This is a genomic window from Paenibacillus sp. SC116, assembly GCF_024733555.1.
Taxonomy (GTDB): domain Bacteria; phylum Bacillota; class Bacilli; order Paenibacillales; family Paenibacillaceae; genus Paenibacillus_B.
Genome location: NZ_JANIOF010000011.1, coordinates 1 through 17,801 on the forward strand (window position 1 = coordinate 1; position 17,801 = coordinate 17,801).

Annotated in this window: 16 protein-coding genes and 1 rRNA gene; 16 read left to right on the forward strand and 1 reads right to left on the reverse strand. The window is 44.1% G+C overall.

What is annotated here, in order from left to right; genetic code table 11:
* From rrf to pssA, 8 genes are all read left to right on the forward strand, one after another.
* A 5S ribosomal RNA gene (rrf, locus tag NQ117_RS23450) occupies positions 1-101 on the forward strand; the annotation flags it as partial.
* A gap of 683 nt (positions 102-784) precedes the next feature.
* Entirely contained in the window at positions 785-1,249 is a 465-nt protein-coding gene (locus tag NQ117_RS23455) for a CtsR family transcriptional regulator (protein ID WP_258280436.1), read from the forward strand.
* A gap of 95 nt (positions 1,250-1,344) precedes the next feature.
* Positions 1,345-1,899 (forward strand): protein-arginine kinase activator protein McsA, encoded by a 555-nt coding sequence (gene mcsA / locus NQ117_RS23460; RefSeq protein WP_258280437.1) that lies wholly within the window; start codon positions 1,345-1,347, stop codon positions 1,897-1,899.
* A 31-nt stretch (positions 1,900-1,930) separates the two neighbouring features.
* Positions 1,931-3,007 carry a protein-arginine kinase McsB gene (gene mcsB, locus NQ117_RS23465; RefSeq protein WP_258280490.1) on the forward strand — a complete coding sequence of 359 codons (1,077 nt, stop codon included), beginning with the start codon at positions 1,931-1,933 and terminating at the stop codon, positions 3,005-3,007.
* Positions 3,008-3,066: 59 nt separating this feature from the next.
* Positions 3,067-5,535, forward strand: a complete 2,469-nt coding sequence (gene clpC, locus NQ117_RS23470; protein ID WP_258280438.1) for an ATP-dependent protease ATP-binding subunit ClpC — start codon at positions 3,067-3,069, stop codon at positions 5,533-5,535.
* Between the two features lie 433 nt (positions 5,536-5,968).
* Positions 5,969-7,336: a DNA repair protein RadA gene (gene radA, locus NQ117_RS23475; protein WP_258280439.1), complete on the forward strand. Its 1,368-nt coding sequence runs from the start codon at positions 5,969-5,971 to the stop codon at positions 7,334-7,336.
* A gap of 16 nt (positions 7,337-7,352) precedes the next feature.
* Entirely contained in the window at positions 7,353-8,432 is a 1,080-nt protein-coding gene (gene disA / locus NQ117_RS23480) for a DNA integrity scanning diadenylate cyclase DisA (RefSeq protein WP_258280440.1), read from the forward strand.
* Positions 8,433-8,486: 54 nt separating this feature from the next.
* Positions 8,487-9,212 carry a CDP-diacylglycerol--serine O-phosphatidyltransferase gene (gene pssA, locus NQ117_RS23485; RefSeq protein ID WP_258280441.1) on the forward strand — a complete coding sequence of 242 codons (726 nt, stop codon included), beginning with the start codon at positions 8,487-8,489 and terminating at the stop codon, positions 9,210-9,212.
* A gap of 129 nt (positions 9,213-9,341) precedes the next feature.
* Here the strand turns inward: pssA and NQ117_RS23490 are convergent, their stop codons facing one another.
* The gene (locus NQ117_RS23490; protein WP_258280442.1) at positions 9,342-9,737 is read right to left on the reverse strand and encodes a nucleoside triphosphate pyrophosphohydrolase family protein; all 396 of its coding nucleotides are present in this window, start codon (positions 9,735-9,737) and stop codon (positions 9,342-9,344) included.
* A 223-nt stretch (positions 9,738-9,960) separates the two neighbouring features.
* On the opposite strand from NQ117_RS23490, the gene NQ117_RS23495 reads away from it, so the two are divergent.
* The 8 genes from NQ117_RS23495 (at position 9,961) to rlmB (ending at position 17,800) form a co-directional block, all read left to right on the forward strand.
* Positions 9,961-11,049, forward strand: a complete 1,089-nt coding sequence (locus NQ117_RS23495) for a PIN/TRAM domain-containing protein (protein WP_258280443.1) — start codon at positions 9,961-9,963, stop codon at positions 11,047-11,049.
* 43 nt (positions 11,050-11,092) lie between these two features.
* Positions 11,093-11,806 carry a 2-C-methyl-D-erythritol 4-phosphate cytidylyltransferase gene (gene ispD / locus NQ117_RS23500; RefSeq protein WP_258280444.1) on the forward strand — a complete coding sequence of 238 codons (714 nt, stop codon included), beginning with the start codon at positions 11,093-11,095 and terminating at the stop codon, positions 11,804-11,806.
* A 67-nt stretch (positions 11,807-11,873) separates the two neighbouring features.
* Entirely contained in the window at positions 11,874-12,347 is a 474-nt protein-coding gene (ispF, locus tag NQ117_RS23505) for a 2-C-methyl-D-erythritol 2,4-cyclodiphosphate synthase (protein WP_258280445.1), read from the forward strand.
* Positions 12,348-12,405: 58 nt separating this feature from the next.
* Positions 12,406-13,866 carry a glutamate--tRNA ligase gene (gene gltX, locus NQ117_RS23510; protein ID WP_258280446.1) on the forward strand — a complete coding sequence of 487 codons (1,461 nt, stop codon included), beginning with the start codon at positions 12,406-12,408 and terminating at the stop codon, positions 13,864-13,866.
* A gap of 423 nt (positions 13,867-14,289) precedes the next feature.
* The gene (gene cysE, locus NQ117_RS23515) at positions 14,290-15,048 is read left to right on the forward strand and encodes a serine O-acetyltransferase (RefSeq protein ID WP_375163121.1); all 759 of its coding nucleotides are present in this window, start codon (positions 14,290-14,292) and stop codon (positions 15,046-15,048) included.
* Positions 15,045-16,487, forward strand: a complete 1,443-nt coding sequence (gene cysS, locus NQ117_RS23520) for a cysteine--tRNA ligase (protein WP_258280447.1) — start codon at positions 15,045-15,047, stop codon at positions 16,485-16,487. Before cysE ends, cysS begins: the two co-directional genes overlap by 4 nt.
* The gene (locus NQ117_RS23525; protein ID WP_258280448.1) at positions 16,484-17,005 is read left to right on the forward strand and encodes a Mini-ribonuclease 3; all 522 of its coding nucleotides are present in this window, start codon (positions 16,484-16,486) and stop codon (positions 17,003-17,005) included. The genes cysS and NQ117_RS23525 overlap by 4 nt, the downstream gene beginning before the upstream one ends.
* A gap of 51 nt (positions 17,006-17,056) precedes the next feature.
* On the forward strand, positions 17,057-17,800 hold the full coding sequence (gene rlmB, locus NQ117_RS23530) for a 23S rRNA (guanosine(2251)-2'-O)-methyltransferase RlmB (RefSeq protein WP_258280449.1): 744 nt from the start codon (positions 17,057-17,059) through the stop codon (positions 17,798-17,800).
* Position 17,801: the final 1 nt, after the last annotated feature.

The window sequence follows — 17,801 nt, forward strand, 5'->3', positions numbered from 1 at the left end:
GAGGGGTTCCACGCGTACCCATCCCGAACACGAACGTTAAGTCCTCCAGCGCCGATGGTACTTGGACCGCAGGGTCCCGGGAGAGTAGGACGTCGCCAAGCAATCAAAACCCACTGATATTTTTAGTGGGTTTTTTGTATTCTTACTTATTCATATTGTATTTTGAAGTTGCTCATGCCACCGTGATATTCACCTTTTATACACAGATGTTAGTAAATCAAAAAACTTCTCTTCTGTTCTCCACATGTGCATAAGTTCTGTTTGAAATCCGCAAATTATTCATTATTACTTCATTTATGCAGTTAATTATTAATGTTATTCATATAATTATCCACGTCTTATTAACGTTCTGTGGAAATGTTGTGACTTGTTCACAAAGAGAATGAAATTGTAGCCTCAATAATGGATTACTCTCTTGTTGATTATCCACATCTTTTCTAAACATTCTTTGATGTGATATGACTATTTCTAATACGCATGCCAAACGCGAACCATGATAGTAGGAACGAAACCTTAAAGGGTTTATATAAAGGTCTGCTAATAGACTGGATAGTAAGCGCTTCCGATTGTTCGCATACTGTCCAATACGGAATGTGCAGAACTGTTAATCAATTGTGGATATTTTAATTTTTTATAACAAACGATTGGCAAAGAATAATAAGTTCTGCTATAATAACTCCAAGGTCAAAGAAAGTCAAAGTCAATGAAATATAGTCGAAGTCGAATAAAAATAGGTCAAAAATGGTTAAACCTAATAATAGATGCTCAGAAAGGAGGGAGTTAATTGCGTAACATTTCCGACTTGATCGAGCAGCATCTGAAAGTTTTGTTGCTGAATAGTCAAGAAGGGGCTGTAGAGATTCAGCGCAACGACCTCGCCCAGCAATTTTCTTGCGTACCTTCTCAGATCAACTACGTTATTAGTACTCGTTTTTCATTAGAAAAGGGCTACGTAGTTGAAAGTAAGCGTGGTGGTGGTGGTTATATCCGAATTCAGCGTATAGAGCTGCCAGCGCAGCATGCGATACACGCTCATGTGTGCGATACGATTGGTGATTGCATCAGTCAAGAGACAGGGGAAGGGATCATATATCAACTGGAAGAGGCTGAAATTATCTCCCAACGTGAGGCGAGTTTGCTACGGGCAGCTGTTTCTCGTGACAACTTGATGCTTAAATTGCCTTATCGAGATGAGCTTCGTGCAAAGTTATTGCGTGCAATGCTTGTGGCTCTGCTTGGTAAATCGTAGTTTCGGATTGACAAGACACAGACGTTCACTTTACGTAATCAATTCGGATAAGATGCTAGTTCTTATAGTATCCGGTCAGAAGGAGGAACGAGGTTATGATGTGTCAGCAATGTGGACAGAAATCAGCTACTCTACATTTCACGAAGATTATTAATGGTGAAAAAACCGAGTTTCACATCTGTGAAAGCTGTGCTCGTGAAAAAGGTGAATTAATACCTGGGGCACCAAACGGTTTCTCCATTCACAACTTGTTATCGGGTTTATTAGACTTCGATATGACCAATGGAAACAGTCAGCTTCAGAGTGGCTTATATGGAGTTAAGTCAACGCAAGAAGTGATGCGCTGTGATCACTGCGGCCTCACTTTTTCACAATTCAGTAAGATGGGTCGTTTTGGCTGCGATGCTTGCTACAATTCATTTGCTTCTCGGTTGGATCCACTCTTGAAGCGAGTTCACGGTAGTATTGTTCATGTCGGTAAAATACCGAAGCGGAATGGCATTGTGATGCAGCGTAAGCGTGAGTTAATTGTTTTGCGTGAAAAGCTACAGCTGAGCATTCAACTGGAACAATTTGAAACTGCAGCTCAATTACGGGATGAGATTCGTAAAATTGAGCAGGATTTATCGGGTGGAGCCGAAGCGAAATAATCGTGTAGATGAGCAAGGAGGAGTAGAGCATATGTCCAATCACTCTTTTATGGAGCAACCAGTAAGCGATTGGATGAGAGGCACAGGACCTGACTCGGATATCGTCATAAGCAGCCGAATACGGATTGCCCGGAACTTGAATGGTCTACCATTTCCGCTGCTTGCGACAAATCAGCAGTCGGCCGAATCGCTTTCTCGATTAACGAAGGTAACGGAATCTTCAGACTTTTCGCAGTTGGGACATTTTCAGGCAATTGCTCTAACAGAGCTTACTGATATGGAGCGACAGGTGTTGGTCGAGAAACATTTGATTAGCCCAAACTTGGCGAATGAATCCCGCAACGGTGGTCTTCTATTAAAGGATGATGAATCGGTCAGCATTATGCTGAACGAAGAGGATCATTTACGTATTCAATGTTTGTATCCAGGCTTACAAATACACGAGGCTTGGGATGAGGCAAGTCGTATTGATGATGTGTTTGAAGCTCATGTTGATTATGCCTTTGATGAAAAACGAGGGTATTTAACAAGCTGCCCAACAAATGTGGGCACAGGGATCCGTGCTTCGGTTATGATGCACTTACCTGCACTTGTGCTTACACAGCAGATTAATCGTATTTTACAAGCTGTTGCTCAAGTAGGGCTCGCTGTACGAGGTTTGTACGGGGAAGGTAGCGAAGCAACGGGGAATTTATTTCAGGTTTCGAACCAAATTACGCTCGGTCAGTCAGAGTCCGAAATTATTGATAATCTGTATGGAGTAGTGAAGCAGATTATTGAACATGAAAAATCGGCCCGTGAACAGTTGATCCAGCAAAGCAATACTCGATTGACGGATCGGATTTGCCGTTCTTATGGCATATTGAAGCATGCTGTCGTAATAGATTCAAAGGAAGCTTCACAACGACTGTCCGATATTCGGCTCGGTGCAGATTTAGAAATGTTGAAGGATGTTGCGGGAACTGCGTTGAATGAATTATTAGTAATGACCCAACCAGGATTCTTACAGCATATTTATAAGAAGCCAATGAGTGCTGATGAACGGGATATCTATCGTGCGCGATTGATCCGCGATACGTTGGGGAATAAACGCGACATCTCACAGTAATCACTTGGTACAATACGGCTTAGTCATTGCAACAAATATTCATGTGGAGGTGCAACAATATGATGTTCGGTAGATTTACGGAAAGAGCGCAAAAAGTACTCGCATTAGCTCAAGAAGAAGCAATGCGTCTTGGACACAACAATATTGGCACAGAGCATATTTTGCTTGGTCTTATTCGTGAAGGGGAAGGCATCGCAGCGAAAGCTCTTGTTGCCCTAGGATTAGGACTAGAAAAAATTCAAGATGAAGTAGAATCACTAATTGGTCGCGGGCAAGAGCAACCGACCAATATCGCTTATACACCGCGTGCAAAGAAAGTTATCGAGTTGTCGATGGATGAAGCACGCAAGCTTGGTCATACGTATGTAGGGACAGAGCATATTTTGCTCGGTCTTATTAGAGAAGGGGAAGGCGTTGCTGCACGTGTACTGAACAATGTTGGCATCAGCTTGAATAAAGCACGTCAGCAAGTGCTGCAGCTGCTTGGCAGCAGTGAAGCTGTTTCGAGCCATCACGGTTCTCCTCAAAATGTGAGCACGCCAACATTGGATAGCTTGGCTCGTGATTTGACAGCTAGTGCAAAAGAGGGCAACCTCGATCCAGTCATTGGCCGCGGTCGTGAGATTGAGCGTGTTATTCAAGTACTAAGCCGTCGTACGAAGAACAATCCAGTTCTTATCGGGGAGCCAGGCGTAGGTAAGACAGCTGTTGCAGAAGGATTGGCGCAGAAAATTATCCACAATGAGATTCCAGAGACGCTGCGCGATAAACGTGTCATGACGCTAGATATGGGCTCAGTTGTCGCTGGTACGAAATATCGTGGTGAGTTTGAGGATCGTCTCAAGAAGATAATGGACGAAATTCGCCAAGCGGGAAATATCATCTTGTTCATTGATGAGTTGCACACTCTTATTGGAGCAGGCGGTGCTGAAGGAGCAATTGATGCTTCTAACATTTTGAAGCCAGCTTTGGCTCGTGGTGAATTGCAATGCATCGGGGCAACTACGTTGGATGAATACCGCAAATATATTGAGAAGGATGCTGCTCTGGAACGTCGTTTTCAACCGATCACAGTTGATCAGCCGACACCGGAGGAAGCCATTCTTATTCTCAAAGGTCTGCGTGACCGCTATGAAGCCCACCATCGTGTAAAAATAACGGATGAAGCTATTTTGCAGGCAGTTAAATTATCCGATCGTTATATTACGGATCGTTTCTTGCCTGATAAAGCGATTGACCTTATTGATGAAGCAGGCTCCAAAGTTCGCTTGAATTCTTACACAGTACCGCCAAATTTGAAGGAACTGGAACAGCGTCTTGAAGACATTCGCAAAGAAAAGGATGCTGCCGTTCAGAGCCAAGAATTTGAAAAAGCAGCCGCACTTCGCGATACAGAACAGAAGATGCGCGAAGAGTTGGAGACAGTGCGTAATCAATGGAAAGAGAAGCAAGGCCGTCTAGATTCTGAAGTAACGCCAGAAGATATTGCGCATATAGTTGCGAGCTGGACGGGAATTCCTGTGCTTAAGCTTAAGGAAGAGGAAACAGAGCGACTGCTGAACATGGAGTCAATCCTCCATGAGCGTGTTATCGGGCAAGATGAAGCAGTTAAGGCAGTGAGCCGTGCGATCCGTCGTGCTCGTGCTGGTCTCAAAGATCCGAAGCGTCCAATGGGTTCATTCATCTTCCTTGGTCCAACGGGTGTAGGTAAGACTGAGCTTGCTCGTGCACTAGCAGAATCATTGTTCGGTGATGAGAACTCTGTCATTCGTATCGATATGTCCGAGTATATGGAGAAGCATTCTACAGCTCGTCTTGTTGGAGCTCCTCCGGGGTATGTTGGTTATGAAGAGGGAGGCCAACTAACGGAGAAAGTACGTCGTAAGCCGTATTCTGTCGTGCTTCTCGATGAGATCGAGAAGGCACACCCTGAAGTGTTCAACATTTTGTTGCAGGTGCTTGAGGATGGACGATTGACGGATTCCAAAGGACGTGTTGTTGACTTCCGCAATACGCTCATTATTTTGACATCCAACGTAGGTGCTGAAGCGATCAAACGCAATTCTACTTTGGGCTTCACAGCTCGTACGGACAGCGAGAAGGACTACAGCAGCATGAAGGACAAAGTGATGGGCGAGTTAAAGAAAAGTTTCCGTCCTGAGTTCTTGAACCGTATCGATGAGATTATCGTATTCCATTCCCTAGAGGAGAAGCATATTGCGGAAATTGTTAGCCTAATGGCTGATGACTTAAGCAAGCGTCTTAAGGAACAAGATATTCACTTTGAACTTACCGAGAAAGCGAAGTCGTTCTTAGCGAAGGAAGGATACGATCCTGCATATGGAGCAAGGCCTTTGCGTCGTGCGATCCAGAAGCATATTGAAGATCGTCTTTCTGAAGAGTTGCTTCGTGGTAATATCTCTAAAGGCGATTCTGTATCGATTGATGAAAAAGACGGTGAATTGCATGTTATCCATCAATCACAAGAAGGTCCAAGTGAGAAAGAGCCTGAACCATCTCAAAAATAAGCAAGTTGGGAGCTGCAATCTTGGTTAACTACTTGCAACTTTCAATATATAAAATGTCTTTCTGAAATGAATAAATCAACATTGAAAAAACCTTCAGAGCTACTTCGAACAGTGCTCTTGAAGGTTTTTTTCATTTTTCTTTCTTTATTTGATTGTCTACTTCAAGGGAGTGTGTCCTTTTTTATTGACTTGCCTTTCCACGCCCCTGCAAAAATGGTAAACTTGAGTATAATAGGATATTCGTCGTTTTCCTACAAAAAAGGATAACAATTGCGTACATTATTCATAATCGAGTTGGATGATGTCGATAAAATGAAGAGAAGTATCATCATTGCTCCGTGCTAGTGTTTTGTGCAGGAAAGTAGCCATCTGCCTCTGACTAATTCCACATCAAGACACGGAAAATAGGATGAGGATAGGAGTTGTAAGTTTTATGGCTAAAGTAAAAACAAAGTTTTTCTGTGCAGAATGCGGATATGAGTCGCCTAAATGGATGGGGAAATGTCCAGGATGTAACCAGTGGAATACGATGGTAGAGGAACGAGAGACAGTTGTGAAGACAAAGGGTATGAAGTCTTCCTTCGCTCAAACGAAAGAAATTCCACAACCGATCATACATATTGAAAGTGGGCGTGAACCACGTATAAGTACGACGATGTCTGAATTGAATCGTGTACTTGGCGGCGGGGTAGTACCAGGATCGCTCATTCTTGTCGGTGGTGATCCTGGTATTGGTAAGTCTACGTTGTTGCTCCAGACTTCCAATGCGATAGCTATGAGCGGTTTAAAGGTATTGTATGTGTCCGGCGAGGAGTCGATGCGTCAAACAAAGCTGCGGGCTGATCGGCTGGGAGTTTTGTCTGACCAACTATTTGTGCTTAGTGAGACAAACTTGCAGTACATTGAAGAAGCAATCGAGGCTATGCAGCCTGATTTCCTCGTTATCGATTCAATCCAGACGGTATTCCAACCTTCCGTTGAATCAGCTCCGGGCAGTGTCGCGCAAGTAAGAGAATGCACAAGTACATTTATGCGGATCGCGAAGGGTAAAGGCATCGCTACCGTACTTGTCGGACATGTAACGAAGGAAGGAGCCATAGCCGGCCCACGTTTATTGGAGCATATGGTTGACTGCGTCTTGTATTTTGAAGGTGAGCGTCACCATTCGTATCGTATTTTACGGGCGGTTAAAAATCGATTTGGATCGACGAATGAAATCGGCATATTTGATATGACTGAGGCTGGACTCGTAGAGGTTAAAAATCCATCTGAACTATTTTTGCAGGAACGGCCACTTGGTGTTTCTGGTTCAATAGTTGTGGCTAGCCTCGAAGGTACACGACCGGTTCTAGTAGAGATGCAGGCACTTGTAGCAGCGACTAATTTCCCTTCTCCTCGACGTACTGCCACAGGCATTGATCATCATCGCCTTGCTCTTATCATTGCAGTATTAGAGAAACGTATGGGGATGTTTCTGCAGAACCAAGATGCTTATGTTAATGTTGCAGGTGGCATACGTCTGGATGAACCAGCAGTCGATTTGGCAATTGCGATTGCCATCGCATCTAGCTTCCGCGACATGCCAACTCAGCCATTCGATGTAGTTATTGGCGAAGTGGGTTTGACGGGAGAAGTAAGAGCGGTCTCACGTGCTGAACAGCGCGTGAAGGAAGCAGAAAAATTAGGATTCAAACGAATTATTATGCCGGAGAAGAGTCTTCGTGGCTGGACTCCGCCTAAGCATATTGAGATTGTAGGTGTAAATACCGTTGCAGAAGCATTGACAGCAGCGCTAGGTTAGGGGGCTCAAATCAAAGATGAGTGTCAAAGATAATCAGCTGGATATTATGAATGATCTTCTTAAAATGGTTGCTCCAGGTACGTCTTTTCGAGATGGTCTGGAGAACGTTTTACGTGCCAAAACAGGGGCTCTAATCGTTGTTGGTTATAGTCCTGAAGTGATGGAAGTCGTTGATGGAGGCTTCTCCATAAACTGTGATTTTTCACCAAGTTATTTGTATGAACTTGCGAAAATGGACGGAGCAATCATTTTAAGTGAGGACTTAAAGCGTATACTATATGCAAATACGCAGCTTATACCAGATTCTTCGATCCCATCTATTGAGACGGGGATTCGCCATCGTACCGCGGAGCGGGTGGCTAAACAAACAGGCAAACTAGTTGTGTCCATTTCTCAGCGACGTAATGTTATTACGATATATCAGGGCAGTCTTAGATATGCCTTGAAAGAGATTGGCGTTATTTTAGCGAAGGCCAACCAAGCTATTCAGACACTAGAGAAATATAGAGCGGTATTAATGCAAGGACTAACGAATTTATCGGCGTCTGAGTTTGAGGAATTGGTCAATTTGCAAGAAGTTGTGAATGTTATGCAACGAACTGAGATGGTATTACGTATTAAATTGGAGATCAAGCGATATATTAATGAACTAGGTACTGAAGGGCGACTCATTAGTATGCAGCTTGAAGAATTGGTCAGTAATACAGAAGATGATGCATGGCTTCTTTTGAAGGATTATGCACGCGACAACAGCGATGAGAAGATTAAGGAAATATTGAATCAACTAAAAAAATGCACAGCTGACGAACTGCTCGATACAAATTATTTGATTCGACTTCTTGGATACCCGGTTACGAGTGCTGCTCAAGACGAGTCGATCTCGCCACGCGGATATCGTGTTCTGAACAAAATCCCACGTCTTCCTAATGTTATTATTACGAATTTGGTCGATAATTTCACAACTCTTCCTCATGTGCTTAGTGCAACAATTGAGGAATTGGATGAAGTGGACGGCATTGGCGAGGTAAGAGCACGCAATATCAAAGAAGGACTCAAACGAATTCAGGAGCAGGTTTTCATTGACAGGCAAATTTAGTTTACCTACAATGAATTCACGAACGTTGGGCATAGTATAATTAGAGGTGAATCTATGATTACAAAGTCTCTTCCGAACTTGTTTACCATCGGTAACTTGTTTCTCGGAATTATAGCCATTATGCTTGCGTTTGATCAGGAGTATAATTTGGCTGCGCTCATGGTCATTATAGCTATGCTATTGGATGGCTTGGATGGACGTGTAGCACGTGCATTGAATGCACAAAGTGAGTTCGGTAAGGAGCTTGATTCGCTTTCCGATGTAATATCATTCGGAGTTGCACCAGCATTTATTATGTACGTGACTGCATTGACGGATGTGAATCCAGCTGTAGCGTGGATTGTAACAGCTATTTTCCCAATTTGCGGTGCGCTTCGCTTAGCTCGCTTCAATGTGATTGAGGGCACTCCCGGTTACTTTATCGGTTTGCCAATTCCAGCAGCGGGTGGCGTTATTTGTACATTAGCATTATTCCATAATGATATATCCACAACATTTTTATTGATTGCGATGCTGCTTGTATCGTACTTGATGGTTAGTACAGTGCGTTATCCGAACTTCAAGAAGATCGGAATTCCTAAGAAAGCAATCTGGATTACGCCGTTCGTTATTGCAGCTGCGGTAGGTCTTGCTTTGTGGAAGCCTGAGCAAATGCCAGTACTCATTTTCGTGCCGCTCGTTCTATACGCGCTGCTCGGCTTAAAAAAAAACGTTAGAATGCTGATACGACGTCGAAAGTCCCGAGTGGAATCTGAAGATACAGTATCGAAACATTTATAAAGGACGACTATATCGATATACGAAGAGGTGCTTATTTTCATCTGAAAAGGATGAGGTAGGCATCTTTTTTTGTTGCTGCATACAAAATAACCGCTATGCCAATAGCACAGCGGTCGCAGCGAAAGTTCATTATGACAAGTTAAATATCCCTAGCGTTTGGCATTTCTTTGCTTCATCCTTCACGACATCTTCAAGTTGAATGTCAAGTAAGTTACAAAGGGCAGACATATAAAATAGATGCTTTCCTAGCTCAGAGCGTATCACTTCTGTACAATGCTCACATAGTTGACCTTTCACATGGCTTTCCATACTGTCTTTCGCTTCATGAAGATTCATCTCTTCTTTGTATGGCTGTCTTTTGGCATGCAGTTCCAAACAACCGCATTCTGTAATTGCTTTCGTTACGGCACGATTTACAGAAGCGTCTGATTGGCCGTATTTGGATAATACGTCTAACAAACTCCGATGACGTAACAGCAAATCGGCAACTTGGTCTTGAAATGCTTGCAAGTTGGGGGTGCTCATGTGCAATTCCACCTCTATTCTTGTTATGGTGCCGACCTCTTATAGTAAGGAGTGGCACGAATCGTTAAGGTTGAACGGATGCATACTACTTCCCCATTATAAGACTAATAATTGCCATTTTTCAACTGTGACTCTTTGTAAAAAGCAAAGCTTATGGATTAGGACGCGCTTCCTTGGGCCATAATTGTAAAGAATATACATTGGAACTAGGAGGTGGACGTTCATGATTAAACGAATTGTGGTGATTTTGGCCAGCTTGATTGGTGCCTGGGGCGGAATGGAATTTTACAACAGCATGTCAGCTCAAACTATGCCGTGGTCAGCAGGAGCGGGAAGTTGGACGTCAGGTCGAATCATGTGGGCCTTTGGGGGTTCAGTAATAGGTTTAGTGCTTTGTCAGGTATTAGCTTCTCCTGTTCAGCGTTGGTGGAATTTATTTCGTCAAAGAGTAGCAGAAATGTCTACACCACATATTTTGATTTATACATGCGGACTTTTAGTAGGTCTCTCTGTGTCGGCGCTGCTCGTGCCATTATTGAGCCATTTTGGAGTTATAGGTCAGCTTGCTGCAACAATAATTACAGTAGGATGTATGATTGCAGGTGTTCAAATGTCGGCGTGGAAGCTGGAAGAAGCAGCTTCATGGCTAGCATCCGTAAGACTTCCCAAAAAAGGAGAAGATGAGCGCTCAAGCACTGATTTTGAAGAGCATAAAATTTTGGATACGAGTGTCATTATCGATGGACGAATTGCAGACATTTGCAAAACGGGATTTATCGAGGGGACAATCGTCATCCCAGAGTTTGTACTAGAGGAGTTGCAGCATATTGCTGATTCTTCTGACTTGCTTAAACGTAACCGTGGGCGTAGAGGATTAGACATTTTGAATAAGATCCAAAAAGAACTTGAAGTTAAGGTGCTTATTTATGAAGGTGATTTTGAAGAGATTTCAGAAGTGGATAGCAAGCTTGTTAAATTGGCGAAGCTGTTAAAAGGCAAAGTGGTTACGAATGATTTTAATTTGAATAAAGTGTGTGAACTGCAAGGAGTCTCGGTTCTTAACATTAATGACTTGGCTAACGCCGTTAAGCCTGTTGTACTTCCTGGAGAAGAAATTGTAGTTCAAGTCATTAAAGACGGTAAGGAACATGGACAAGGTGTTGCTTATCTTGATGATGGTACAATGATTGTAGTAGAAGGTGGACGTGACTATATCGGAACAACGATGGAAGTGCTGGTGACAAGTGTATTGCAAACTTCTGCTGGCCGTATGATATTTGCGAAGCCGAAACTGTTGGAAAAAGCCCAATAAAACAGGTATGATGATGTTATTATCACCATGGAGGGCGTTAACCATGCAACAAAGTTTTGGAGTTGTTGTAGTAGCGGCAGGCAAAGGAACGCGTATGGGCACCATAGAAAGCAAGCAGTTTTTGCAATTGCAGGACAAGCCGGTTGTCATTCATACGTTAGAGCGATTCCAGCAGATGCCTCAATGTGAGACGGTCGTGCTCGTCACTTCTTCTCATGATAGTGAACGCTGCCAACATTGGGTTGAACAATATAAGTTAAGCAAAGTAAAGGACATCGTAAGCGGTGGTAAGGAAAGGCAGCATTCCGTATATGCGGGATTGCAGGCAGCTAAGGCGCGAGGTGTGCAAATTGTGCTTATTCATGATGGGGTTCGTCCCTTTGTGGAAGAGCAGCATATTCTCGCTTGCTGCCAGGGTGCAGTTGAACATCGTGCTGCTGTGCTGGGTGTGCCTGTTAAGGATACGATTAAACAAGTGGACGCAGCGGGAGTCATTACGGCTACCCCAGATCGGAGCAGCTTGTGGGCGATACAGACCCCACAAGCTTTTCGTCTTGAGGACGTAATTCGAGCTCATGATGAGGCCAATGCTGCAAAAAGACTTGGAACCGATGATGCAGTACTTGTTGAGCAGATTGGTATTCCCGTTCATATCGTGGAGGGCAGTTATACGAATGTTAAACTGACGACTCCAGAGGATTTGGATTGGGCGGAATGGTGGCTTGAGCGTCGTGAAAGTGAAGGAAGCGAAAGATAGCCTTCAATCGACCTCGATAATGATTTAGCAATCGTAATGATTATTCTGGTTAAGGGAGAGAGAAACAATGATTCGAGTAGGACAAGGTTTTGATGTTCATCAGTTAGTAGAAGGTCGCCCATGTATTATTGGGGGCGTTCATATTCCATACGAAAAGGGACTTCTTGGTCATTCTGATGCAGATGTATTGCTGCACACGGTAAGTGACGCTGTACTTGGAGCGCTAGGGTTAGGGGATATCGGTAAACATTTTCCGGATACGGACCCTGCTTTTAAAGATGCAGATAGCATGAAATTGATGGAGCATGTATGGAGTTTAGCTAAAGAGCGGGGCTATCGTCTAGGAAATGTGGACTGCACAATTATCGCTCAGGCTCCCAAAATGCTGCCGCATATTCCTGCAATAGTTGAAAATTTAGCACGTGTACTAGAAGCTGAGACTTCGCAAGTGAATGTAAAAGCGACTACTACAGAGAAGTTAGGTTTCACAGGTAGAGGCGAAGGTATTGCTGCGCAAGCTGTTATCTGTCTTGTCCGCTAAGACAGCGGTATGATATGATGGTACGATGAAAATAAGGCATATTGTGAGGGATACATAAATGACAAAAGACATCCGCGTCCGGTATGCACCTAGTCCTACAGGACACTTGCATATTGGCAATGCACGTACAGCGTTGTTCAACTATTTGTTCGCTCGCCGTCACGGCGGGAAATTCATCGTTCGTATTGAAGATACAGACGTGAAACGTAATGTAGCTGGTGGGGAAGAAAGCCAGTTCAAATATATGAAATGGCTCGGTATCGAGTGGGATGAGAGTATTGATGTCGGCGGTGATTTTGGTCCATATCGCCAGACAGAGCGTTTGGATACGTACCGCAAGTATGCGCAAGATTTAATGGATCGCGAGCTTGCATTCAAATGTTACTGTACGGAGTCGGAGCTAGAGAAAGAACGCGATGCACAAATGGAACGTGGCGAGACGCCTAAGTACGCTGGTACTTGTCGTCATTTAACGGCTGACGATCATGCTCGTCTTGAAGCAGAAGGACGTCAGGCAAGCGTTCGTTTCCTAGTGCCAGCAGGTCGTTCGTATACATTTGATGATGTTGTAAAAGGCGAGATTACGTTCGAGTCCGATACAACTGGCGATTGGGTTATCATTAAGAAAGACGGTATTGCAACATACAACTTCGCAGTAGTTGTTGATGATTACGAAATGAAGATGTCTCATGTTCTTCGTGGAGAGGATCATATTACGAATACGCTTCGTCAGTTGATGATCTATGAAGCGCTTGGTTGGGAGCCTCCAATATTCGGTCATATGACGCTTATCGTAAACGAGAACCGCAAGAAGCTTAGTAAGCGTGATGAGTCAATTGTTCAGTTCATCGAACAATATGATCAGCTTGGTTACTTGCCAGAAGCAATGTTCAATTTCATTGCGTTGCTTGGCTGGTCTCCAGAAGGCGAAGAAGAAATGTTCTCACGTGAAGAGCTTATTCAAATTTTCGATTCAAATCGTCTCTCAAAGAGCCCGGCTGTATTCGATACGAATAAGCTTAAGCATTTGAACAACTTGTATATGAAAAAAGCAGATCCAGATCGCATTGCAGACATGTCTATCCCACATCTTCAGAAAGCAGGACGATTGCCTGAATCGCTTAATGAAGAGCAAGCAGCATGGGCAAAAGCACTCGTGAAGCTTTATCAAGAGCAGATGAACTGTGCTTCCGACATCGTGGAGTTGTCTGAGCTGTTCTTCCGTGATGAACTAGTGATTGACGAGGAAGCACAAGCGGTATTGTCTGAGGAACAAGTACCAACTGTACTAGCTGCTTTGCATAGCAAGCTGGAGGCAGCATCCGCTTGGGATGTTGAAACGGTGAAGAGTGCACTGAAGGAAGTACAGAAGGAAACGGGCGCGAAAGGTAAAGGTTTGTTTATGCCTGTACGTGTAGCGGTTTCTGGACAAATGCACGGTCGCGATTTGAATGAGACGATTATTTTGCTCGGTCGTGAAACGGTGTTGAAGCGACTGCAAAATGGAGTATCTGTTTAATTCGTCTGCTTTTGCAATCCAAGGATTGTCAAGATAAGATGATTTCTCGTATACTGGTGTATACATGAAATGAAATACAATGAATAATTGAAATAGCGTTGAACGGGAGAGCATACAAATAAATGGCATGTCCAGAGAAGGTCTATTACGAAGATTGCTTCGTAAGGTGTGAGTGACCTCATGCTACTTGTATGCATTGCACCCGGAAGCTTCATTTTTGATATAGGCCATCTCTGCAAAGGGAAGGACTAAGGTAGAGAATGACGAGTCGTTCACGTTACAGAACGCAGGAGTGGGATTGGTGAGTTATCTCCGATCCAAACAGGGTGGAACCACGCGTCGCGTCTCTGTAGCATAGCTACAGGGGCGTTTTTTTATGACCAACCATACAAAATGGCGGTTCAGGGGGAGAATTAACAAATTATGGGACGTATACGAAAGCTAATCCAGTCCGACATACAGACAGTATTCGAGAATGATCCAGCTGCACGTAGCAAGTTCGAAGTTGTGTTTACCTACTCAGGATTGCATGCGATATGGGCTCATCGAGTTGCACATTGGTTTTTTAGACGTCGTTGGTTCACGCTTGCTCGAATGATTTCTCAAGTGAGCCGATTTATGACAGGGATTGAAGTACACCCTGGCGCTTCGATAGGAGAAAGGTTGTTTATCGATCACGGCATGGGAGTTGTCATTGGCGAAACCTGTATTATAGGCGATGATGTTGTTATTTATCAGGGTGTTACCCTTGGTGGTACGGGAAAAGAGAAGGGCAAACGTCACCCCACGATCGGCAACAACGTTGTTATCGGTTCGGGTGCGAAAGTGCTTGGTTCTTTTACAGTAGGGGATAATTCTAATATTGGCGCGAATTCTCTTGTGCTGCGGGAAGTGCCGTCCAATTGTACAGTGGTAGGTAATCCGGGACGCATCGTTAAGCAAAATGGAATTAAGATTGATCGCTTGAATCATACTCAGCTGCCTGACCCTGTTATCGATATGCTCCGTTCGATGGAGGATGAGATAACTGGATTAAAGGCGGAACTTGAGCAGATGCGCCAGCATATACAAGTGAAAAGCTCGGGTTCTTCGGTGAATGACACGATACATGAAAGAACGATAAAAGAATCAATGAACAGTGGTACGGGACAACCCGACTTGAAGGAGGTAAAGCAGATATGACACTTAACATTTTTAATACGATGACGCGTGAGAAGGAACTTTTCACACCGCAAAAAGCGGGAGAAGTAAAGATGTATGTTTGCGGTCCGACTGTATACAATTACATTCATATTGGAAATGCAAGGCCAGCTATGGTGTTTGATGTGGTGCGTCGTTACCTGGAGACAATAGGATATGATGTGCAATACGTGATGAACTTTACGGACGTAGATGACAAGCTTATTACGAAATCTCAAGAGTTGAACGTTACGGTAAATGAAGTGGCTAATCAATTTATCGAAGCTTACTTAGAAGATTGCGATGCTCTTGGTATTCGTCGTGCGACGCTTAATCCGCGTGTCACTGAGCATATTCAAGAAATTATTGAGTTTATCTCCAAATTGGTGGAGACTGACTTTGCGTATGAGTCCGGTGGGGATGTTTATTTCCGCACGAAGCATTTTGAAGAGTACGGTAAGCTGTCGCATCAAAAAATCGATGAGCTGCAGTTCGGTATTCGTGTCGAAGTGGATAAACGTAAAGAAAATCAAGAAGACTTTGTATTGTGGAAAGGTGCTAAGTCAGGAGAAGTTTCGTGGTCTAGCCCATGGGGAGAGGGGCGTCCAGGTTGGCATATCGAGTGCTCAGCAATGGCTCGCCGTTATCTTGGAGATACACTTGATATCCATGGCGGCGGTAAAGATTTAACGTTCCCACACCATGAGTGCGAGGTAGCGCAGTCTGAGGCAGTAACAGGAAAGCCTTTGGCTCGTGTATGGATGCATAATGGTTATATTAATATGGATAACGAAAAAATGTCGAAGTCTCTTGGGAATGGAGTACTCGTTAGAGAACTAGTAAAAACGTATAAGCCAAATGCACTTCGCTACTTTATTTTGGCTACTCATTATCGAAACCCACTGAATTTCTCTGCTGAAGCCCTACAACAGGCGGAAAAGTCAGTTGAGCGTCTAGAGAATGCAGTCGCGAATGTGAAGCATGGATTGCAATCCCTTGGTGTATCTGTGCATGATGAGGCAGCAGACGTGTCCAGTCATGGGGAGCCGAATGAGGAGCTGCAAGTTAAGTTAGCAACTATTCTTGAGACATTCGATGCGAAAATGCAGGATGACTTTAATACGGCTGATGCGATCACAGCGATGTTTGAGTGGGCTACAGAAGCAAATGTGTGGGTGCAGCAGCACGCACAAGCTAACACCTTGCAAGCAGCTGATCTGCTTGCGTTTATTGATGCCTTTGATGCAATGAATGAAGTGTTAGGAATTGTAGTGGAACAAGAAGAACTGCTTGATGCAGAGATCGATCAATTGATTCAAGATCGAATCGAAGCTCGCCAGTCGAAAAATTGGGCTAGAGCCGATGAGATTCGTGATTTGTTAACGGCACGTGGTATCGTACTTGAAGATACACCACAAGGTGTTCGTTGGAAGCGGGCATGAAGGGAGTGCAGTTGACGATGGCAGATGAGAAGTTGCAGCATGGACGTCAGCTGGGACAGGTAGAAGCGGGGCAGTTGGATTGGCTGTTCCCTTATCGTCCTTCTAAAGATACGAAACAGCTTAATCCGATTGTACTCGCGTACATTGGGGATGCGGTATACGAGATGGCTGTGCGCCAATATGTGATCTCACAGGCGAATCATCGACCGAACCATATGCACCGTGAGTCGATTAAGCTGGTGTCTGCAAAGGCGCAAGCTCGTAATTTACAGAAACTTGTGCCGTTTTTGTCTGAGGAAGAAGCAGATGTCGTGCGGCAGGGACGCAATACAAAATCCAATGTGCCAAGAAGCGCTAACGTAAATGAATACCGTCAAGCTACTGCATTGGAAGCTTTGTTTGGATTTTTGTATTATGAGAAGCGGATGGAACGACTCCGTGAGCTAGTGGAACTGATGATGTCTGAAGATGATGGTTTTATTAATGAGAAAGTCGTCGTTTCCGAGGATAACGAATAGGTTAAATGATTGAAAATAGTAGCAGGATGCAATAGCTAGGAGGATATATACATGGAAGAACAAGAACTTATCGCCGGGAAGCACTCTGTAACAGAGGCGCTTCGTTCTGGTCGAACGATCAATAAAATATGGATTGCAGAGCAAGCGCAAAAGCATTTAACGCAGCCGATCATTGCAGAAGCAAAAAAAGCAGGCGTTATCGTTCAGTTTGTAGATAAGCGCAAGCTTGATCAAATGGCTGAAGGTATACAGCATCAAGGTGTAGTCGCTCAAGCTGCGGCATATGCTTACTTTGAAGTGGATGAGCTGCTTGCTCGTGCAGAACAGCGCGGAGAGAAGCCATTTTTGCTTATCTTGGACGAGATAGAGGATCCTCATAATTTGGGTTCAATCTTACGTTCCGCAGACTGTACGGGAGTTCACGGAGTCATTATTCCGAAGCGTCGTTCAGTTGGTTTGACAGCTACTGTATCCAAAATTTCAGCTGGTGCAGTTGAATATGTGCCAGTTGCACGAGTGACGAACTTGGCATCGACGATCGCTGATTTGAAAGAACGTGGAGTTTGGATCGTTGGAACTGATGTATCTGCACGTGAAGAGATATATGACACGAATGTGTTCGATTCTCCAGTTGCACTTGTAATTGGCAATGAGAATAAGGGAATGGGGCGTCTTATTCGCGAATCTTGCGACGTATTGCTGAAGCTTCCGATGGCTGGACAGATTAACTCATTGAATGCATCGGTTGCAGCGGGAATATTCATGTATGAGGTTGTGCGTCGTCGCCGTGGGTGAC